Annotated in this window: 13 protein-coding genes; 10 read left to right on the forward strand and 3 right to left on the reverse strand. The window is 70.9% G+C overall.

All coding sequences use genetic code 11. The features are described 5' to 3' along the window. Positions 1–210 precede the first annotated feature (210 nt). The 5 genes from WMF26_RS36075 to WMF26_RS36095 all read left to right on the forward strand — a co-directional run bounded on the left by WMF26_RS36075 (position 211) and on the right by WMF26_RS36095 (position 8629). A complete protein-coding gene (locus WMF26_RS36075) occupies positions 211–4326 on the forward strand; it encodes a chemotaxis protein CheB (protein WP_437996421.1) in 4116 nt (1371 codons plus the stop codon). Positions 4327–4678: 352 nt separating this feature from the next. Next, a complete protein-coding gene (locus WMF26_RS36080; protein ID WP_437996422.1) occupies positions 4679–5143 on the forward strand; it encodes a response regulator in 465 nt (154 codons plus the stop codon). A gap of 219 nt (positions 5144–5362) precedes the next feature. Next, the gene (locus WMF26_RS36085; protein WP_437996423.1) at positions 5363–6505 is read left to right on the forward strand and encodes a hypothetical protein; all 1143 of its coding nucleotides are present in this window, start codon (positions 5363–5365) and stop codon (positions 6503–6505) included. A 129-nt stretch (positions 6506–6634) separates the two neighbouring features. After that, positions 6635–7777 (forward strand): hypothetical protein, encoded by a 1143-nt coding sequence (locus WMF26_RS36090; protein ID WP_437332802.1) that lies wholly within the window; start codon positions 6635–6637, stop codon positions 7775–7777. A 384-nt stretch (positions 7778–8161) separates the two neighbouring features. Beyond that, complete coding sequence (locus tag WMF26_RS36095) at positions 8162–8629, forward strand: hypothetical protein (protein WP_020739056.1); 468 nt, start codon at positions 8162–8164, stop codon at positions 8627–8629. Between the two features lie 93 nt (positions 8630–8722). Here the strand turns inward: WMF26_RS36095 and gndA are convergent, their stop codons facing one another. After that, positions 8723–10255, reverse strand: coding sequence for an NADP-dependent phosphogluconate dehydrogenase (gndA, locus tag WMF26_RS36100; protein WP_061629641.1), 1533 nt, complete (start codon positions 10253–10255; stop codon positions 8723–8725). Between the two features lie 329 nt (positions 10256–10584). Here gndA and WMF26_RS36105 point away from each other — a divergent pair, with 329 nt between their 5' ends. The 4 genes from WMF26_RS36105 (at position 10585) to WMF26_RS36120 (ending at position 16925) form a co-directional block, all read left to right on the forward strand. Continuing rightward, complete coding sequence (locus tag WMF26_RS36105; RefSeq protein WP_437996424.1) at positions 10585–12699, forward strand: hypothetical protein; 2115 nt, start codon at positions 10585–10587, stop codon at positions 12697–12699. Positions 12700–13106: 407 nt separating this feature from the next. Beyond that, the gene (locus WMF26_RS36110; RefSeq protein WP_437996425.1) at positions 13107–14738 is read left to right on the forward strand and encodes a serine/threonine-protein kinase; all 1632 of its coding nucleotides are present in this window, start codon (positions 13107–13109) and stop codon (positions 14736–14738) included. Between the two features lie 113 nt (positions 14739–14851). Further along, complete coding sequence (locus tag WMF26_RS36115; RefSeq protein WP_438002474.1) at positions 14852–15910, forward strand: hypothetical protein; 1059 nt, start codon at positions 14852–14854, stop codon at positions 15908–15910. A 301-nt stretch (positions 15911–16211) separates the two neighbouring features. Further along, on the forward strand, positions 16212–16925 hold the full coding sequence (locus tag WMF26_RS36120) for a hypothetical protein (protein WP_437996426.1): 714 nt from the start codon (positions 16212–16214) through the stop codon (positions 16923–16925). Between the two features lie 90 nt (positions 16926–17015). Here WMF26_RS36120 and WMF26_RS36125 read toward each other — a convergent pair whose 3' ends face one another. Beyond that, complete coding sequence (locus WMF26_RS36125) at positions 17016–17372, reverse strand: arsenate reductase family protein (protein ID WP_020739063.1); 357 nt, start codon at positions 17370–17372, stop codon at positions 17016–17018. 115 nt (positions 17373–17487) lie between these two features. Continuing rightward, positions 17488–18687: an SMP-30/gluconolactonase/LRE family protein gene (locus tag WMF26_RS36130; protein ID WP_437996427.1), complete on the reverse strand. Its 1200-nt coding sequence runs from the start codon at positions 18685–18687 to the stop codon at positions 17488–17490. 197 nt (positions 18688–18884) lie between these two features. Between WMF26_RS36130 and abc-f the strand changes: the two genes are divergently transcribed. Further along, complete coding sequence (gene abc-f, locus WMF26_RS36135) at positions 18885–20507, forward strand: ribosomal protection-like ABC-F family protein (protein WP_437996428.1); 1623 nt, start codon at positions 18885–18887, stop codon at positions 20505–20507. Positions 20508–20605: the final 98 nt, after the last annotated feature.

A 20605-nucleotide genomic window follows, 5' to 3' on the forward strand; every position in this document is an offset into this window, starting at 1 on the left:
TGCATCCTGCACGATCCCCGGCCCGCGCGGCACCCCCTGCGCTCGCCCGGCGCGCGATCCCCGCGGAGCGGCGCTGCCGAGCGAGGGGCGTCGGGGGCGCGCGACCGCGCGCGGCCCGCTGCGCCGGCCCGGGCAGCGTGGTATCGGATGGCCCCCTACGCCCGCATCCGGTACCCTCATGACCCCGCGCCCTCGCGGTCTGTTGTCTCCATGAGAACGAAGAACAGCAGCCGCGCCAGGCGGCCATCCAGCAGGAACAAGAAGCCAGCGACTGCGCAGGTCGCACCCAAGCTGGAGGATCGTACGCCTGGCTTCATCGCCCAGAGCGCCGGGGCCCCGGCCGCCCACGAGCAGCTCGCCGTGGCTGGCCCCACCTACGTCGTCGGGATCGGCTCCTCCGCGGGGGGCCTCGAGGCGCTCCGGATCCTGATTGGCGGCCTGAAGGCCGCCGATCGGATGAGCCTGGTCATCGTCCAGCACCTCGCGCCGCAGCATCGGAGTCGGCTCGTCGAGATCATCAGCCACTCCACCACCCTGAACGTCAAAGAGGTCTCCGAGGGCGAGGTCCTCTGCGCGAACACGGTCTACGTGACCCCGCCCAACGCCGACGTGGTGGTCGACGGCGACGTCCTCCTCCTGCGGCAGCCCGAGACCAAGGTCGGCCCGAAGCCCTCGGTCGACCTGTTCTTCAAGTCGATCGCCGAGCACTACGGCGAGAACGCCATCGGCGTCGTCCTCTCGGGGACCGGGTCGGACGGCGCGCAGGGCGTCCGCGCCATCAAGGCCGCCGGCGGGGTCACCATCTGCCAGACCCCCGAGTCGGCCAAGTACGACGGCATGCCGCGCGCCGCGAAGCAGACCGGCGCCGTCGACCTCGAGCTCGGCCTGGAGGAGATGGCCAATCAGCTCAGCAAGTTCAACGAGCTCGCCGGCCGCTCCGACCAGCCGGACGCCTCGCTCCGGCAGCTCAGCCTGAGCCAGCAGGACCCGTATCACAGCATCCTCACCTTCCTGGAGAAGGCGAGCCGGGTCAACTTCGCCCAGTACAAGCAGACCACCGTCCGCCGGCGGATCGAGCGGCGCGTCATCGCCACGCGCTGCGAGTCGATCGAGGCCTACGCCGACTACCTCCGCGTGCGCCCCGAGGAGGGCAGGCTCCTCTTCCAGGACATCCTGATCTCGGTGACGTCGTTCTTCCGCGACGAGGCCTCGTTCAAGGCCCTCGCGGCCTCCATCGTCGAGCGGATCGACAAGAAGCGCACCGGCGACAGCTTCCGCGCCTGGGTCGTCGGCTGCGCCACGGGCGAGGAGGCGTACTCGATCGCCATCCTCGCGTTCGAGGCGCTCGAGAAGGCGAACAAGCAGCTCAACGTCCAGATCTTCGCGACGGACATCGACGAGCAGGCGATGTCCGTCGCGCGCAAGGGGCTCTATCAGAAGGCCGCGGTCGCCGACATCCCCCCCAAGCTGCGGTCCAGGTACTTCGACGAGCAGGACCAGTGGTTCAGGATCAAGGACTACGTCCGCGACGCCATCGTCTTCGCGCGCCACGACGTCGCCCAGGATCCGCCGTTCCTCAAGCTGGATCTCGTCTCGTGCCGCAACGTCCTCATCTACTTCAACCCCCACCTGCAGGAGCACACGCTCAAGACGTTCCATTTCGCGATGGACGACCAGGGCGTCCTGTTCCTCGGCAAGTCCGAGTCGGCGACGACCGCGAGCGACCTGTTCGAGCTCACGGACAAGAACGCGAAGATCTTCGCCCGGTCCGGCAAGAAGGGCGATCTCCCGCGGTCGTACTCTCGGCAGGAGTTCAACCGCGAGAGCGCGCTCATCACGAAGGATCGCCAGTCCACCACGGCGATGGACCGCTTCACCGCCATGGTGAACGGCTTCGCGCCGGACTCGGTCCTCGTCGACGACGACCACCGGGTGCGGCACGTCTTCGGGAACGCCAACCGGTACCTGAACTTCCCGAAGGGCGAGCCCAGCGTCTCGATCCAGAAGCTGCTCCCGTCCGACGTGGCGATCGAGCTCGCCGCGCTGCTCCACCGGGCCGCGCGGTCGGGCCACGCCGCGAAGGGGGATCACCGGCACACGTTCGTCGTCGACCGAGAGGAGCGGAAGCTCCAGCTCACCGTCGTGCCGCTCCCGTCCGACGGCGGGACCGAGTTCATCGTCTGCTTCAGCCACGCGCACGACCCGCCCCGCCCCGCGAAGGCGCCCGCGAGCGGCTCCCGCCTCGCGCCGGACGAGCAGATCCGGCGGCTCGAGCAGGAGCTCGCGGCGGCGCGGGAGCACCTCCAGACCATCATCGAGGAGCACGACACCGCGAGCGAGGAGCTCCAGGCCCTCAACGAGGAGCTCCAGTCGTCCAACGAGGAGCTCCAGTCCACCAACGAGGAGCTGGAGACCACGAACGAGGAGCTCCAGTCGGCGAACGAGGAGCTGACGACGCTGAACCAGGAGATCAACGTCAAGTCGTCCGAGCTGATGACGCTCAACCAGCGGCTCGTCGCGATCCAGAACGCGATCGCCCATCCCCTCCTCGTCGTCGACAAGAACCTCCGCCTCACCGACTACAACCCCGCGTCTCGCCACCTGTTCCGCATCTCGGAGGTGGACCGCGGCCAGCACGTCCGCGCCGCCCTCGCGCACCTGAACGTCGAGCCCGTCCTCGATCTCGTCACCGAGAGCCTGCGCGAGCGGCGGCCCATGCGGCTCCAGCTCGAGGTCCTCGACCGGCACTTCGAGGCGCGCATCCAGCTCATCCCGGGGTCGAAGGGCGAGGCGGACGGGGCCGTCGTGAGCTTCGTCGACAACACCGAGCTCGTGCACGCGCTCACCCAGAGCAGGGTCAGCAAGGAGCGGCTCTCCGCCATCCTCGACAACACGCCGGCGCTCGTGACCATGAAGGACTCGATCGGCGCCTATGTCTACGTCAACCAGCGCTTCTGCGACGTCCTCGGGCGCTCCGAGAAGGACGTGCTGGGGAGGACGGACGAGGAGCTGTTCGGCCCGAAGGCCGGCAGCGCGCTGCGGGAGCGCGATTTCGAGGTGCTGAAGAGCCGGTCGCCGATGTGGCTGGAGGAGAGCCTGCATGTGGGCGGCAAGCTCCGCTACTGGCTCTCATCGAAGTTCCCCCTGCTCGACGACCGACGCACCGCCCAGTCCGTCTGCACCATCGCGCTCGACATCACGGAGCGGGTGCTCCAGGAGCAGCACCTCAAGGTCTTCAAGAAGGTCGTCTCCGCGTCGAACGCGGGCCTCGCGATCCTCGAGTCGGACCAGGGGCTCTACCGGGTGACCTTCGCCTCGAACGAGTTCGCCGACAAGGTCGGCAAGGGCGAGCCCGAGCTCCACGGCCTCGCGCTCGACGAGCTGCTCGACCTCGTCCTCCACGGCGCGGAGTCGCCGCGCATCGCCGATGTCTCGGACGCGGCCCGACAGAAGCCGCTCGCGTCGTTCACCATCAACCTGGCGGAGCGGGCGGGCGGCGAGCTCTGGATCGAGCTCAGGACGGCCACCGTCAGCTTCGGCGACGAGGAGCCGAGCTACCTCATCCTTCTCATCTTCGACGTCACGCAGCGGGTCCAGGCGCAGCGGATCATCCTCTCCCAACAGGAGGAGCTCTCGAGGTTCAGCAAGCTCGCGTCGCTCGGCGAGGTCGCGGCCGGGATCTCCCACGAGATCAACACGCCGCTCAACGTGATCACCACGAAGACCGATCTCCTGAAGCGGCTCGCGGAGCGGGGGCAGCTGGAGAAGGAGCGCCTCGCCCGCGTCGCGACCGAGATCGACGGCATGGTCGAGAACATCACCAACGTGATCTCCGGCCTGCGGTCGATCACCCGGATGGAGTCCGAGAAGCTCCGCCCTCACAACGTCCAGGAGCTCATCCGGGAGGCCGTCCGTGTCAGCGGCTTCCGGCTCCAGCAGGCGAGCGTCCAGCTGAGCTTCGATCTGCCGCAGGAGGAGCTCGTCATCGACTGCTACCCCGTCCAGATCATTCAGATCCTCATCAACCTGATCAACAACGCCGTCGAGGCCATCTCGGCGCTCCGGGAGCGATGGATCCGGATCGAGGCGCGCCCGTCGGACGGCAGGGTTTACGTGCGCGTGATCGACAGCGGCAAGGGGATCGATCCCGCGCTCGCAGAGAAGATCATGACCCCGTTCTTCACGACGAAGAAGGAGGAGCACGGCACCGGCCTCGGCCTCAGCCTCTCGCGGAACATCGCGCACCACCACAGAGGCGACCTGCGGCTCGTGACCGAGCACAAGAATACGTGTTTCGAGCTGGAGCTGCCCCAGAGACAAGCTTGAGGCCGCCCCCCGGCCAGACGCGGAACAGACGCTCGGGCCCTCGCCGCAGGGCGCTGGGGTCGCCGCGGGTCGCCGGCTGCCGGACGCCGCGCTGGCCTCGTCCCCACGGCCCCACGGCCGGCCGGAGCGGCTTGAATCCGCGGCGATCTCGCCTGGACTACGTGCTCTCATGTAAGGCGACGCCTTACTCTCGCCTCGCCCGGCGCGCCGAAGCCGCGCCGGAGCCGGCCAGCGCTTCGAGCGGGACAACGCGTTGGATTTAGGAATCCTCGACGCCTGCCGCACGAGCTGCTAATCCGTCGTGAATGCCCGGCGTGAAGGTCGACACGCAGGTCCGATGGGCGGTGGGAGCATGCTCCTGAACATCATCATCGTCGAGGACAGCGAGGAGCTGTGTGAAGGATGGCAGGACATCCTCACGCTCGACGGCCATCGCGTGCACTGCTTCCTCAACGGCAGGAATGCCCTCGAGAACCGGGCGCTCATCATGCAGGCCGACGTCCTGGTCACGGATTATTACTTGCCTGACATCAATGGATTGACGCTGGTCTCCACGGTGCGGAAGATCCGCGCGGACCTCCCGATCATCCTGCTCACCGGCACGCGCGACCCGGCCATCCGAGAGAGCCTCAGCCAGGTGGAGAACGCGATGTTCCTGAGCAAGCCGATCAGGATAGAGCAGCTGGAGCGCAGCATCCGCGAGCTCATCGCCGCCTCGTCGAAGGCTCCGGCGGCCGACGCCGACAAGGCCGCCGCGTCGAAGGCCCCGGCCGCCGACGCCGACAAGGTGGACCGGACGTCCTCCTCGCCGTACTGAGCCGCGCGCTCCGATACGGGCGGCCTCGCGCGCGGGCGGCCTCGCGCGCGGGCGGCCTTGCGCGCGGGCGGCGCTCGCGAGGGTGAGCGAGTGAGGGCCGTCTGCCCCGCCTGTCGCACTTTCCGGAAGGGCGCCGCCGTTTCGCGTGCGGTGGTTGCTCGGACCGGTGTACTGTATCAAAACGGCGGACCGTACGTCGGACGGACCTCGGAGGAACCGATGCGAAGCGCGTTGCTCGTCCTCGTCGGAGTTCATGCCCTGCTGGGCTGCGGGGCGGCGTCGCAGGGAGAGCCAGCAACCGACGCCGATCCCGCGCACCTCCGGAGCGCTGCCCCGATCGCGGTCCCGGAGAGCTCGATCCGAGAGGCGCGCGCCGCCCTGCCCCCGCCCGAGGAGGCCCTCCTGCCGTCGCCCGAGGAGGCCCTCCTGCCGTCGCCCGTGGAGAAGGAGCGCGCTGCGCTGCGCTCGCCCGGGAGTCGGCTCGCCCGCGACGCCGCGCCCGAGGCCGCGAAGGAGCGCGCCGCGGACAAGGCTCGCGCCCCGGCGGTCTCGTCCTCGAAGGGGCGCGTCGCGCGCTCGATCGAGGCCGATTGCAAGGCGCTCGGGCCCGAGGTGCAGAAGGCCTCGCGGATGATCGAGGTGCTCCGGGAGTCCGACCTGAGCACGCCCCCCGAGGTGCTGCTGCGGATCGCGGATCGGCTCGACCTGTGGGCCGACGCGGCCGCCGTCCGCGCCGCCGATCCGGAGCTCGCCCGCGAGGCCAGGAACATCCAGGAGAGCTTCGCCCGGACGAGCACCGCGGTCCGCAAGCTGCGGGCGTCGCTCATCCTCAACGGGCGCAACCCGAAGAAGGCGGGCGCCGCGCGCGCCGGGCTGGAGCGGGAGCTCGACAAGGACGCGAAGGTCGTGCGGAGCATCGCCGGCCGCTGCAAGAGCAACCCCTATGAGCCGATCAAGGGCAAAGCCCACATCCCGCCGCACGTCGTGCGGCGCGTCGTCCAGGAGAACTTCGGCGCCATGCGCGCCTGCTACGAAAAGGGCGTTCGCGCGAATCCCAAGCTCGAAGGGCGGATACCCGTGCACCTCGTCGTCGACGGCCAGGGCAAGGTGACGTACGCGGGCGACGCCGACCACCCGCCCGCCGACGCGCCCCTCCTCATCGCGCTCCCCTCGCCCGGCGCGGCGGCGCCGTCGTCGTCCGCTCCGCCGCTCCGCGACCCCAAGGTCGTCGGCTGCGTGCTCGACGTCTTCCGCGGCCTCCGATTCCCCTCCCCCGCCGATCGCAAGAGCGTCGCGACGGTGGTCTATCCGGTCGTCTTCGGTGTGGACGATAACCGCTCTTCGGCCACGTCCTCCAGGTGACGCAGAGCGCAATCGCGGCGGCGGCGCGCTGGACATCTGCCGTCCGAGCGGGGCCGGCGCCAAGCACGCTCGCGGCGGGACGTGCAAAGTTATTTCCTTCTCAGGAGCCAGAGGGTAAGAATTTCCCTGATGAAGCTCTCGCTGACCGAGCTCCAGGACATTCGCCGCACGCTCGCGGCCCGCATCGTCTTCGGCCTCTCCACGCCCGGCACCGAGATCGCCGCGCTCCCCGCCTACCTCGCGCCGCCGCCGGAGGGGATGACCGGCCGCGCCGTGGTGGTCGACGCCGGCGGCACGAACCTGCGCGCCGCCATCGTGGAGCTCCAGCCGGGCGGCGTGTCGCGCATCGTGGCCGGGCCCGCGCCGGCGAAGTTCCCGGGCGGGCCCGAGGTCGCGGGCGACGCCTTCTTCGATGTGCAGGCGGAGCTGGTCGAGCGCCTCGGCGCCGTGCAGGGCCTGCCGGTGGGGTACTGCTTCTCGTATCCTTCGGAGACCCTGCCGTCGCTCGACGCGCGGCTGCTCCGCTGGACCAAGGGCGTCCAGATCACCGGGGTCGAGGGCACGAACGTGGGCGAGCGGCTCGGCCGGGCGCTCGCCGCGCGGAGGCTCCGGCCCGGCCCGGTCCGGGTGCTGAACGACACGGTGGCGAGCCTGCTCGGGGGCGCCTTCACGCACGGCGGGGCCTCGCCCGCGGCGTTCATCGGCCTCATCGTGGGGACGGGGACCAACATGGCCACGTTCCTCCCCGCCGGTCGGATCCCGAAGCTCAAGACCGGGCACTTCGTCGCGCCGATGGCGGTCAACCTCGAGAACGGCAACTTCAACCCTCCGCACCTCCAGCCCTTCGACGCGGAGGTCGACGCGAGCTCGGAGAACCCGGGGGCGCAGCGCTTCGAGAAGGCGGTGTCCGGGGCCTACCTGCCGCGGCTCTTCGCGCGGCTCTGCCCGGACCACGCCCCCCTGACCAGCTCGGCGGACCTGGTGCGGCTCCGCGACGAGGGCACGGGGGACGCGCGCCGGGTCGCCGGCGACCTGCTGCAGCGCTCGGCCGACCTCGTGGCGGCGGCGCTCGCGGCGGTCGCCGACGTGCTCGAGAGCCCCCCGGGGGTGGGCATCCTGGCCGAGGGCAGCCTCTTCTGGGGCGATCCGCGCTACGCGCCGCGGGTGCAGGAGACGCTGCGCGGCCTCCTCGGCGCGCGCGTCGAGCCGCGGATCGCCCGGCTCGAGCACGTCAACCTGATCGGGTCGGCCTGCGCCGCGCTGTTCGCCTGATCGGCCGCGCGCGTCGCCCCCGCTCGCCGCGTCGCGGCCGGCGAAGAGCGCGCCGGGGGTGGCCGTGCCGGGGCTGAGCGGGCGGCCGCGAGCGTCCGCCGTTTTCCAGTGTTTCCGGGAAGTTTCCGGAAGGGATCGCGGTGGCGTCCGGCGCCGCAGCGCGACGTTGCCACCGGCGGCCTGAGGCGGCAGAATCGCACATTTCTGGTCGTATTCGCCGTTTGGGACCACCATGGCGCAGCGTTGACCCCGAGGAAGGAGCTCGGCCGGTGATGTGTGGAACAGCAGCATGCTTCGGCGTTGCCGGGCCGGATGGGCGGGCGGAGCGCCTCCGGTCGTCGCGGGCGGGCCCCGGTAGCCGGAATGGCTATTGTCATTAGAGAGATGCTTCCGTCGAACCGCAGACTTGCGTTCCGAAGGCAGCCGCACCTGCTCGACGACAGCGGGAGCGTCGGCGTGTGGATCACGCAGCCGGCGGGCATGGTGGTGCAGCTCCTGCGCGAGACGGCGGCGACGGGCGAGCTGGCGCGGTTCATCTCGGTCGACGCGTACCAGAAGCTCGTGGGCGTGATGCGCCCGGGGGAGCGGGCGTACTTCATCTACGACATGGCGCTCATGGTGCGCTACGAGACCGAGGCGCGCGTGGTCCTGACGCAGTGGGGGCTCAGCGTGCGCGACCGGATCGAGCACATCGTGGTCCGCCCGCCGCCGGAGATGAACAAGCTGGGGCGCATGGGGATCCAGACGATCGCGGCGGCGATGAGCCTGGCGGGGGTGCAGCTCGACATCATGGACGACCTCGAGCCGTTCCTGCGCGAGCGGAACCTGCGGCCGCGGATCAGCCTCACCTGAGGCGAGGCATCACCTGAGGCGAGGCCCGGCTGGGACGGCGTCCCGGCCGGTCCTGCTCAGGCCCGCGCCGTCAGGCGGGGGTCGCGGGGGCGGTCAGTGGCCGCCGCCGGTCCCCTTGATCTCGAGCTGAGGGCGGGAGGGGTGGGGCCAGTCGAGGTGGAAGAACTTGCCGCGCGGCTGATCCGTGCGCTCGTAGGTGTGGGCGCCGAAGTAGTCGCGCTGCGCCTGCAGGAGGTTCGCGGGCAGATGGGCCGCGCGGTAACCGTCGTAATACGACAGGGCCGACATGAACGCCGGCGCCCAGACGCCGTTCTGCGCGGCGATCGAGACCACCTTGCGCCAGTTGGCCTGACCCTGCTTGATCTGATCGTTGAAGTACGGGTCGAGCAGGAGGTTCGTCAGGCCAGGATTGCGCGTGTACGCCTCCGTGATCTTCTGGAGGAACCGCGCGCGGATGATGCATCCGCCGCGCCAGATGCTCGCGATCGTGCCGAAATCGAGCTTCCACTTGTACTCCGCCTGGGCGGCGGCCATGAGCTGGAACCCCTGAGCGTAGGCGCAGATCTTCGAGCAATACAGGGCATCGCGGATCGCCGTGATCGTCCCCTGCCGATCCTTGACCGGGGTCGGCGTCGGCCCCGAGAGGTGCTTCGAGGCCTCGACGCGCTCGTCCTTGAGCGCCGAGAGGCAACGGGCAAACACCGCCTCGGCGATGGCGTTCGCGGGGATGCCCATGTCGAGCGCATTGCTGCTCGTCCACTTGCCGGTGCCCTTCTGCCCCGCCGTGTCGAGGACGAAATCGACGAACGGCTTGTCCTGCTGGACAGGGTCCTTCTGCTGGAGGATGTCCGCGGTGATCTGGATGAGGTACGAGTCGAGGTCGCCGCTGTTCCACTCGGCGAACACCCGCGACATCTCGTCCTTCGACAGCCCGAGCAGCCCGTCGAGGAGCGTGTACGCCTCGCAGATGAGCTGCATGTCGATGTACTCGATGCCGTTGTGGACCATCTTCACGTAATGGCCCGCGCCGTTCGGCCCGATGTACGCCGTGCAGGGGACGCCGCCCTCCACCGGCTTGCCAGGGGCCGCGCCCTCGATCGGCTTGCCGGTCGCAGGGTCGACCTTGGCGGCGATCGCGCGCCAGATCGGCTCCAGGTGCTTCCAGGACTCGGGATCGCCGCCCGGCATCAGCGAGGGGCCGAAGCGCGCCCCCACCTCGCCGCCCGACACGCCCGAGCCGAAGAACTTGCACTGCTGCGCGTACTCGTGCTCCCGACGGATGGTGTCCGTCCAGAGCGAGTTGCCCAGATCGACGACGATATCGTCCGGCTCGACGCCCGCCTCGATGAGCTGCTTGACCACCATGTCCACCGGCGGACCGGCCTTGACCAGGATCACCGCCTTGCGCGGCTTCTTCAGGGCGCGGACGAAGTCCTTCAGCGTCTCGCAGTAGACAAGGCCGCCGGGGGTGCTCGGGTTCCTCGCGACGAAGTCCTTCGCGACCTGCACCGTGCGGTTGTACACGGCCACCTTGAACCCGTGGTCGGCCATGTTGAGCGCGACGTTCTCGCCCATGACGGCCAGCCCGATCATGCCGATGTCGCAGCTGGATGTGGCATCATTCATCCCGGTTCTTCTCCTTCACGCGTTGCTCATGCTCCGTCAGCGACCGCTGTCTTGCGCTGTCTTGCGCGGATGGGACGGCTCAGCAAGGCCTCGGCCCGCGCGCCGTCAATCTCGTTGGGTCGGCTGGCAGCCACGGCCGCGCATTCTGAGCAGGCCGGCGGCGCGGCGTCCAGTGCGCTCGTGAACGGACGCCGCGCCTGCACGCCAGCCACGCCGGCGACGCGCGCGCCTCGCCCCGCGCGCCGCGCGCGTCGCCCCGCGCGCCGCCCCGTGCGTCGACGGCGTGACAGCGTGGAGGCGCGCTCGCGCGCCGTGGTAGGCTCGCGCCGGTGCGACCGGGCCCGGCGCTCGCAGGCCTCTTCCTCGCCGCAGCCGCGGCCTCGGCGTGCGTCCCCGCCACGTACAACGTCCGCGCGGCGCGCGCCTTCGCCAACGAGGACGCCCGCCGCGCGATCGTCGACGACCGCGCGGCCGATCTGGAGCGCGCGGTCTGGCTGGCGGACGAGGTCCTCGCGAACACCCCCTACTCCCCGGGCGACGCGTGGGTCGCGGCGCTCCGGCTCGACGACGACGAGGGCGAGCGGCTCCGCGAGCGCTTCGAGGAGGCCGCGCCGTACGACGGGGAGCACGAGGTCCCCCTCGCCAAGCTCTACCGCGTGAAGCTCGACGAGGCGCTCGCCCGCGCGGCGGCGCCTCGGCCAGCGCCGCCCGCGTTCGCGCGGCTCTTCGACGCGCTGGCGGCGCTCGCCGCGCGTGATCCCACGGCGCCCCCGCCCACGGCGCCCCCGCCCACGGCGCCCTCGCCCCCGCCCGCGCCGGCGGCGCCCCCGCCCGCATCCAGCGCCGCGGGCCGCCTGCCGGCCGCGTGGCAGGCGCTCGCAGGGCACGCGCGGGCGCTCGCCGTCGAGGAGCGGAGCGTCGAGCGGCTCTCGGCCGGAAGGCCGCTCGGCGCGCCCGACACGCCCGAGCTCGCCGCCGCGAAGGGGAAGGTCGCCGCGCGGCGGCGGGCGCTCGCCGGAGCGCAACGGGACATCGCGGGCGCGGCCGCCGAGCTCCGCGCGGCGAGCGCGGGGCAGGAGCCCGCCGCGACCATCGCGCGCGACGCCCTCCGCGTCACGTCGTTCCTCCTGCGGATGCACACGGAGGCGCTCGCCGTGGCGCCGTACGTCGTGAAGCAGGCCCGGCGCGTCGCGCGCGGCGAGCCGGGCTACGGGGCCACGGCGGCGCGCGCGGAGGCGCTCTCCAGGGTCCTCGAGGAGCAGCGCGAGGCGCTCTCCGCCTGCGCCGAGGCGCTCGCCGTGCCGGCACGGACGCCGCTCGAGGACACCGCGGGCTTCGAGATGCAGGAGAGCCTGCTCGAGCAGGGCCGGGCGATCAGCATCGACGCCGTCCACCTCCAGCTGAAGAGCGACGTCGAGCTCCTCTTCTTCCACCAGCTCGCGAGCCCGAGCTCCTCGGGCGGCATCAACGATTACCGGGGCAGGACGCGGCGGCTCGCCTACGACGTCGATCCCGTGTTCATGGTCGGCGGCCGCGCGCTGCTCACGTACGACTTCGAGCACGTGCGCAACGCCGCGCGCCTCAACGCCGGGTTCAAGACGGACCGGCTGTTCTCGTCGGGGGGCGACATCGCGTACGACAGCTCGCTCGGGAAGCTGATCGGCCTGAACGGCTTCGCGAGCGACGTCTTCGACATCGGCGCCGACCTCGTCGGCATCAGCACGAGCCTCAAGATCGCGCGGTTCACCTCGGGCAACGTCACCGAGCTCGCCGTCGATCCGGCGACCGGGCGCGACGCCGGCGCCGTGGCGAGCGCGCCGTTCCAGCTCCTGGTCCGCCAGGTCGACGTCGGCTTCGACGTGACGAAGCTCTTCCCGGAGGCCGCGGACGATCTCTACCTCGAGGAGCTGCTCGTCGGCTTCCGGTACATGGATTACAAGCTCCCGCGCATCTTCTACGCGCTCCGCGAGCGGGAGCCGGGCACCGGCGATGTTTACGTCTTCGAGCGGCAGAGCCCTGCCCAGAGCGTGACATCGCGCTTCTACCAGGGCGGCTTCAGCCTGCGGATGGGCAACGGCGAGTGGCCGCGGGTCGCGCCGTTCGGCGACCTCGGCCTCTACGGCGGCGCCGGACCGGTGCGCTACGCCTTCTCGGCGGATCCCGCCGTCCCGGGCGGCCCGCGCGAGGTCGACGAGGCGACGATGATCGCGCTCTCCGGCAACCTGTCCGTGGGGCTCCGACTCCGGCTGACGTCGTATCTCAGCCGGCTCCGCCTGCTGACCGAGCTGTCCTACAACGTCGAGGCGGTCGGCCAGGGCATCGTGTCCAGCATCCACGCGACGAGACGTGGAGACGAGACGACCTACACGGTCGGCCGCAAGATCGACATCGGCGGCTTCGACCTGTTCCACGGGCCCCGCCTGCTCGCGGTGCTCGTGCTGTGAGGCGGGTCTACCGCCGTCGCGAGAGCCGCTGCCCTGCCCGGGCGAAGCGGCGCGGCGCCGGCGCCCGGCGGGACGTCGGGGGCGTGAGCCGCGTCGATTCGATAGAGTCGATAGAATCGATAGAATCGATAGAATCGATAGAAGGAAACGTCGCCCCAGACATCGAATTCTTCCACGACATCGTAACTGAGCTGGAGGGCATGGAGCGCTGCCATGCCGACGATCGAGCTGGTCAAGCGGCCCAACACGGCGAATCACGGCGAATCACGGCGAATCACCGAACAAACCACACGGATCGCGCCAGCGCAGCCTACACCGGGCGAGCGCTGTAGGCGGACCTGCGACGGTAAGTTCCTGGATGCAGCCGTCCGACCTCATGGTGTAAGCTCGATCGACGCGGTGAATCCATGTCGCTGAACTTCATCGAGGGGAGGCTGTTCGCAGGTAGGTACCGCGTCGTGCGCTGCATCGCGACCGGAGCCATGGGCGCGGTCTACGAGGTCGTGCACATCGAGACGGAGCGCCGGCGGGCGCTCAAGGTGATGCACCCGCACCTCGCCGAGAACCTCGAGTTCCACGCCCGGTTCAAGCTCGAGGCGCGCGTCGCCGCCCGCATCGCCACCGAGCACATCGTCGAGGTGTTCGACGCCGGGATCGACCCGGAGACCGGCATGCCGTTCCTGGTCATGGAGCTGCTCCGCGGCGAGGAGCTCAGCAAGCGCATCCGCCGCACCGGGCGCCTGTCGCCGGAAGAGGCGGTCGCCTACCTGCGCCAGACGGCGATCGCCCTCGACAAGACGCACGCCGCCGGGGTCGTCCACCGCGATCTCAAGCCGGCGAACCTGTTCCTGGCGGCGGTCGGCGACGACGACGAGTTCCGCATCAAGGTGCTCGATTTCGGCATTGCCAAGCTCGTCGCGGAGACCGCGCTCGACTCGGCGACGACCGCGGCCCTCGGGACGCCGCTCTACATGGCGCCTGAGCAGTTCAGCGGCGGGTCCATCTCGAAGGCCGTCGACCTCTTCGCGCTCGGCATGATCGCGTACACGCTCCTCGTCGGCAAGGCCTACTGGCTCAACGACATGCGGGAGTTCAGCAACACGCTCGCGTTCGCGGTGATCGCGATGTACGGCCCGCAGGAGCCCGCGTGTGCGCGCGCGGCGGCCGATGGGGTGGAGCTGCCCCCGGCCTTCGACGCGTGGTTCGCGAAGGCGACGGCGCACGACCCCGAGGAGCGCTTTCCGACCGCGTCCGCCGCGGTCGAGGCGCTCGCCGAGATCTTCGACATCGCGCCCGCGCCGGCGAAGTCGTCGCGCCTGTCCGTGGTGGAGATGCCGCTCCCGCGCGCCCACCAGACGCCGCTCCCGCGCGCCTACCAGGCGCGCGCTTCGTCGGTGCCGGCGGCCGCCCAGTCCTCCAGCACGGGCGTGGAGACGAGGGTCGCCGCCACCTCGCCGCGGAGCTGGTCCACGGTCGCGATCGCGGCCGTCGCCCTGATCGGCGGCGGCGCCATCGCCTTTGCCTCGCTGGGCGGGGGCGCGCGCTTCGCTCCGGGCAACGCGGCGGACGCGCCGACGGCCCGGGCGGCCCCCGCCCCGCCGATCTCCACGCCGCCCTTCCCATCGACCGTGCCGGTGCCCGCTCTCCCCGAGGCCTCCGGGCCCTCCGGACCGCCCGACCTCGCGGCGCCTGCGGCCGCGACGCCCGCGCCGCGCGAGGACGTCGACCTGGCGCCGGTCCCCGCGGCAGCGTCCGCGAGCGCGAACGACGCGATGCCGCCGCCTCGCGTGGCGCCGCACCCTCGCGGCACGGCGCCGTCCAGCGCAGCGACGCCGTCCAGCGCAGCGACGCCGTCCAGCGCAGCGACGCCGTCCAGCGCAGCGCCACCGTCCAGCGCAGCGCCGCCTTCCAGCGCAGCGCCACCTTCCAGCGCAGCGACGTCGTCCAGCGCAGCGCCGCCTTCCAGCGCGGGGCGCGCGCCGACGCCGCCGGCGTCCTCCTCGGCCAAGCCCCGGGAATCGCTCTACTCGGCGGACTGACGCAGCGCCCGCGCTGACGCGGCGACGGCGGAGCGCTGTTTTCTTGCCTGCGGCGATAGCAGGAATGGTATCTCATGCATCCACCGATGCGCTTCGCCTGGTCTGCGCCTCTAGTGAGCGGATTGCTGAGCATCGCTCTCACCGCTCCGGCGAGCGCGCAACCCGACACCGTCGCCGTGGCCGAGTCGCTCTTCAACCGCGGTCTCGCGGACATGCTGGCGGGACGGCATTCGGCGGGCTGCCCTGCCCTCGCCGAGAGCTATCGGCTCGATCCTCGCGCAGGTCGGCTGTTCACGCTCGCCGAGTGCGAGGCCCAGTGGGGGCGCATCGCCACCGCCGTTGCGCGCTACAACGACTTTCTGGCGCTGTATTCCCGCATGTCGGAGGCCGAGAAGCTCCAGCAGCTCGAGCGCTACAAGGTCGCGATCGAGCAACGCGACACGCTCGCGCCGCTCGTGCCGCAACTCACGCTGTCGCTGCCGGACGACGCGCCCGCGGGCACGGTCGTGCAGCGCGACGGCATCACCCTCGAGCGGCCTTCCCTGGACATCCCGCTCCCCGTCAACCCGGGAGAGCACGTCGTGACGACGAGGGCGCCGGGGGGACCGCTGCACGAGGTGCGGTTCACGATCGACAGGTCCGACACGAAGACGATCGCGCTCGAGGTGAAGCTCCCCCGCGAGGAGCCTCCGCCCGACAAGCCGGCGGCTCGGCCGCCCGACCCGCTCGGCGTGCCGCCCGTGAACGGCGCGAAGGGCGCCGCGGGGGCCCCGCGGTCGTCCGGGCCCAGCGGCCAGCGCGTCCTGGCGTACATGGCGGGCGGGCTCGCCGTGAGCGGGCTGATCGTCGGCTCGGTGACCGGGTGGATGGCGCTCAACGAGAGCAGCCGCGCGGACAAGGAGTGCAAGGACGTCGGCCCCGGCGTGGCGGAATGCGACACCCCCGTCGCGAAGGCCGCCGGCGACCGCGCGAAGGACCTGGGGACCGTGAGCACGATCGGCTTCAGCGCCGGGGCGGCGCTCGCGGGCGCGGCGGTGCTGCTCTTCCTGACGGAGCCTTCCCCGTCCGGCCCGCAAGCCAGCGCCGCGCCCCGCCCGCAGGCCGGGACGGTCAGCTGGTCGCTGCTCGCCGGGCCGAGCGGCGGCGGCGTCGCGGTCCAGAGCCGGTGGTGAGCCCGCCCGCGCCCGCCGCCGCCGGCGCAACGCGCCCCTAACGCAGCTCGCCCGCGGCGCCCATCGCGCTGCGCGCGTCGGCGCGCCACGCCGCCGCCGGCGGGCTCACGTCGCCTGGCACCCAGCCTGCACCCAGGTTGCGGCGTCGATGCAGGTGAATCCACGTCGGGATCTCCCCGATTCGTCGACAACGTGCGCCTCGTCGGTGGACACGATGGACACGATTCGGTGTAGCATCGATAAAAAACTACAGGCCGGCGCGCCCGGGCGGGAAGGTATGGCGATGAGGAAAGGGCAATTCATGATCACGAAGACCACGATGGCCATGTTCGGGCTCGCGGCCTCCGGGCTGCTCGCGGGCTGCACGGAGACGCTCGACTCGAAGCAGATCCGCACCGGAGGGATCTCGGCGACGCTGGAGGCGACCGCCGAGAGCGCGTCGTCGACGAGCGTGAAGGCCACGCTCAAGGCGGGCGGCGACGAGAGCAACACCTACGTCATCCTGAGCGCGGGAGACCGGATCTCCGCGACGGCGGACGGCGAGGAGGTCGAGATGTCCTCCGAGAGCTCCGGCGTCTACGTGGCCCACTTCGACATCGGGGAGGGAGGCACCGAGTTCACGGTGCGGCTGGACCGCGAGGACGACGACGACGCGCCGAACAACGCCGGGACGCTCCCCGACCCGTTCGACCTCGAGGCGCTGCCCAAGGATCCGGTCCCGCGCGGCGAGGACCTCACGATCACGTGGGCGCCGAGCGGGTCGGGCGACGACATGGTAATCCGCGTGGACGGCAGATGCATCTTCTCCAAGACGTTCGATGTCGGGGGCGATCCCGGGACGTACACCATCGGCGCGGATGAGCTGGAGGCGACGAGCTCGCAGGAGCCCGAGAGCTGCGATGTGGACGTCGTGATCAGCCGCACGCGCGGCGGCACGACGGACAAGACCCTGGACCCGGAGAGCTCGTTCGAGCTGAGCCAGGTCCGGCAGGGCCGCTTCACCTCGGCGCCCTGAAGCGCCCTCCCTGCGCCTGCCGGCAAAAGGCGACGTCGTCGATCCAGACGCCGAACGCCTGCCCCGGATCGACGAAGAGCACCGGCGGCCTCAGCCGAACAGCGCGGCGTAGTCGTCCTCGCGAAAGCCCACCAGCACCCGGCTCCCCTTCACCAGCACGGGCCGCTTGACGAGCTTCCCGTCCTCGGTGAGCCACCGCGCGACCTCCGCGTCGCTCGCGGCGTCCACCCGCGCCTTGCCGAGGGCGCGGTAGCTCTGCCCGCTCGTGTTGAGCCACCGGCGCACCGGGAGCCCGCTGGCCGGGATCCACCGGGCGAGCTCCTCGGCCGTCGGCGGCTCGTCGACGATGGGCCGCACGGCGACGTCGACGCCGCGCTCGCCGAGCCACTTCAAGGCCTTCTTGCAGGTGCTGCACCCGGAATACGAGAGGATCTGGACCTTGCTCATGCGGGCCTTTTGCCCTCGCACGCGCCGAGTGGCAAGGCCCGCCGCTCCCTCTCCGCTGCCTTGCGCCCTGCGCCCTGGCGTCGAATCGGATGGAGCCGCCCGGCGGGCCACGCCTTCAGTCGGGATACCCGGGGATGTTCATCGCTATCGAATAGAGCGAGTCGCCCGCCGTGATGTAGAGCGTCTTCCGATCGGCCCCGCCGAACGCGACGTTCGACGCCTCGATCATCCCCTCGATCGTGCCGAGCCTGGCGCCGTTCGGCGCGAGGACCTCGACGCCGCCCCTCCACCCGACGTAGAGGTTGCCCGCGCAGTCGACGCCCATGCCGTCGGCCTTCTCGAGGTTCGAGGCGAAATCGGAGGAGGGGCCGGGCGCGCCGCCTTCGTCCAGCGGATATCGCCGGATCCGGCCGATGCTGAACTCGGTGGCATAGAGGACGCGCTCGTCGGGCGAGAGCGCGACGCCGTTCGGCTCGTTCATCGTGCCCACGACGCTCACCTCGCCGGACGGCGACACGCGGTACACCGCCGTCGGCAGCTCCGGCCAGCCGGTGAGCTGGAACTCCGGATCGCTGAAATAGATGTTGCCGTCGGCCCGCACGGCGACGTCGTTCGGCGAGTTGAACCGCTTGCCCCCGTAGAGCTCGGCCACAGGGCGCCGCGCCTTCGTGCCGAGGTTGAAGGCGGAGATGTCGCGCGTGTCGTGGGTGCACGCGATCAGCTCCCCGTCCGTGGACAGGGCGAGGCCGTTCGTCGAGCTGTTCTCGATGAACACCTCGAACGAGCCCGGAGGCGTGAACCGGTGCAGGGTCGCCGGCGGGCCGTTGAGCGGCGGCTGGTTCTGCTGGAAGCGGTGAATGTCCGAGAAGAACAGCGCGCCGAGCTCGGCAACCCAGACCGGCCCCTCGACGTAGTCGAACCCGCCGCGCACCCGCTCCGCCCTGCGGTTCGCGGGCAGCGGATCGGCCGCATACGGCCCTCCCGGGCAGATCCCCGGGCCGCCGCCGCCGCCACCGCCGCCGCTCCCGCCGCCCCCCGCGCCGAGCCCGCCCCCCCCGGACCCGCCGCCGCCCGCGCCGCCTGACCCGCTCGCCGTCGTCGCGCCGCTCGTCGCGCCGCTCGTCGCGCCGCTCGTCGCGCCGCTCGCGCCCGCGCCACCGCTGCCGCTGCCGCTGCCGCTGCCGCTGCCGCTGCCGCTGCCGCTGCCGCTCGTGGCGACCTGGCCCCCGGTGGAGCCGCCCGGATCGCCGCCCCCTTCCGAGGAAAATCCGGGAGAATCGGCGCCGTCACCACAGCCGCTCGCGGCCGCAGCCAAGATTCCGCATACCAGCAGAGAAAATCGAGCTCTCATAAGCAAAGTTCTCCATCCCAAGGTGCGCAACGACGTGGATTTATCACAGGCCAGCCGCCGGTGTGGTCACCACCTTGCGGCGGAAAAATTGCCACGTCGCGCGACGGGCCGTCTGGTATACGTGCGCGGAAAGGAGCCGCCTCCCCGCGGCAGCGCCCCTCGTGATCCGCCTCGATTCCATCAGCAAGCAGCACGGTAAGCAGATCCTCTTCCTCGAGGCCTCCGCGGCGGTGAACCGCGGCGAGAAGGTCGGCCTGGTGGGGCCGAACGGCTCCGGCAAGACGACGATCTTCCGGATGATCACCAAGGAAGAGGCGCCCGACGGCGGCCAGGTCGCGATCGACCGCGGCGTCACCATCGGCTACTTCAGCCAGGATGTCGGCGAGATGAAGGGCAGGAGCGCCGTCGCCGAGACCATGGACGGCGCCGGCCCGGTCTCCGTCGTCGCGGCGGAGCTCCGCGAGCTCGAGGCCGCGCTCGCCGACCCCGAGCGCATGGACGAGATGGAAAGCCTGATCGAGCGCTTCGGCCAGGCGCAGGCCCGCTACGAAGAGCTCGGCGGCTACGCGCTCGACGCCAAGGCGCGCGAGATCCTCGCCGGCCTCGGCTTCAGCCAGGCCATGATGGATGGCGACGTGGGCGCCCTCTCCGGCGGCTGGAAGATGCGCGTCGCGCTCGCGCGCATCCTCCTCATGCGGCCCGACGCGCTCCTGCTCGACGAGCCGACCAACCACCTCGACATCGAGTCGATCATCTGGCTCGAAGGGTACCTGAAGCAGTATCCAGGGGCGCTCGTCATGACCTCGCACGATCGCGAGTTCATGAACCGCATCGTCACCAAGATCATCGAGATCGACGGCGGCGAGCTCACCAGCTACTCGGGCAATTACGAGTTCTACGAGCAGCAGCGCGCCATCAACGAGCAGCAGGCCGAGGCGCAATACGAGCGCCAGCAGGCGATGCTCGCGAAGGAGATGCGCTTCATCGAGCGCTTCAAGGCGCAGGCCGCCAAGGCGGCGCAGGTCCAGTCGCGCGTGAAGAAGCTCGAGAAGATCGACAAGGTCGAGCCGCCGAAGCGCCGGAGGACCATCCGCTTCGAGTTCAAGCCGGCCCCGCGCTCCGGCGACGACGTGGCGCGGCTCGACGGGGTCAAGAAGGCGTTCGGCGGCCGCCCCATCTACGACGGGTTCGACCTCCTGATCCGCCGCCGCGAGCGCTGGTGCGTCATGGGCGTGAACGGCGCCGGCAAGTCCACGCTCCTCAAGCTCATCGCCGGGGCCTCCGCGCCGGACGCCGGCCAGGTGAGCGTCGGCGCGAGCGTCAAGCTGGGGTACTTCGCGCAGCACGCGATGGAGCTCCTCGACCCGATCCGCTCCGTCTGGGAGTCCATCGTCGCTGCCTTCCCTCAGGCCTCCATCGGCTCGCTCCGCACGCTCGCCGGCGCATTCGGCTTCTCCGGCGACGACATCGACAAGCCGTGTCGCGTGCTGTCCGGCGGCGAGAAGGCCCGCCTCGTGCTCGCGATCATGCTCTACGATCCGCCGAATTTCCTGGTGCTCGACGAGCCGACCAACCACCTCGATATGGCGACCAAGGAGATGCTCGTCGAGGCGCTCTCCTCGTTCGAGGGCACCATGCTGTTCGTCTCGCACGATCGCCGCTTCCTCGCCGCGCTGTCGAACCGCGTCCTCGAGCTCCTGCCCGACGGGCCGCGCGTCTACGGCGGCGGATACCTGGAGTATGTCGCCCAGAGCGGACACGAGGCGCCAGGCATCCGGAGCTGAGGGCGCGGCTCCACGCCGCGGCGCGGGCTCCGCCCGGGAGCGACTCCCGCCCGCCAGCTCGATTCCACGCGGCGCGGGGCGGGGCGCGAGGTGAACAC

This window comes from Sorangium sp. So ce185, assembly GCF_051526825.1.
GTDB lineage: Bacteria > Myxococcota_A > Polyangia > Polyangiales > Polyangiaceae > Sorangium > Sorangium cellulosum_D.

What these genes read in the sequence shown, in the direction of transcription:
- WMF26_RS36090 (WP_437332802.1), top strand. Translation starts at nt 6,635, where the DNA reads ATGAAGCTCTCGCTGACCGAGCTCCAGGACATTCGCCGCACGCTCGCG.
- WMF26_RS36125 (WP_020739063.1), bottom strand. Translation starts at nt 17,372, where the DNA reads ATGAGCAAGGTCCAGATCCTCTCGTATTCCGGGTGCAGCACCTGCAAG.
- WMF26_RS36120 (WP_437996426.1), top strand. Translation starts at nt 16,212, where the DNA reads ATGATCACGAAGACCACGATGGCCATGTTCGGGCTCGCGGCCTCCGGG.
- WMF26_RS36110 (WP_437996425.1), top strand. Translation starts at nt 13,107, where the DNA reads ATGTCGCTGAACTTCATCGAGGGGAGGCTGTTCGCAGGTAGGTACCGC.
- WMF26_RS36085 (WP_437996423.1), top strand. Translation starts at nt 5,363, where the DNA reads ATGCGAAGCGCGTTGCTCGTCCTCGTCGGAGTTCATGCCCTGCTGGGC.
- WMF26_RS36075 (WP_437996421.1), top strand. Translation starts at nt 211, where the DNA reads ATGAGAACGAAGAACAGCAGCCGCGCCAGGCGGCCATCCAGCAGGAAC.
- gndA (WP_061629641.1), bottom strand. Translation starts at nt 10,255, where the DNA reads ATGAATGATGCCACATCCAGCTGCGACATCGGCATGATCGGGCTGGCC.
- WMF26_RS36095 (WP_020739056.1), top strand. Translation starts at nt 8,162, where the DNA reads ATGCTTCCGTCGAACCGCAGACTTGCGTTCCGAAGGCAGCCGCACCTG.
- WMF26_RS36080 (WP_437996422.1), top strand. Translation starts at nt 4,679, where the DNA reads ATGCTCCTGAACATCATCATCGTCGAGGACAGCGAGGAGCTGTGTGAA.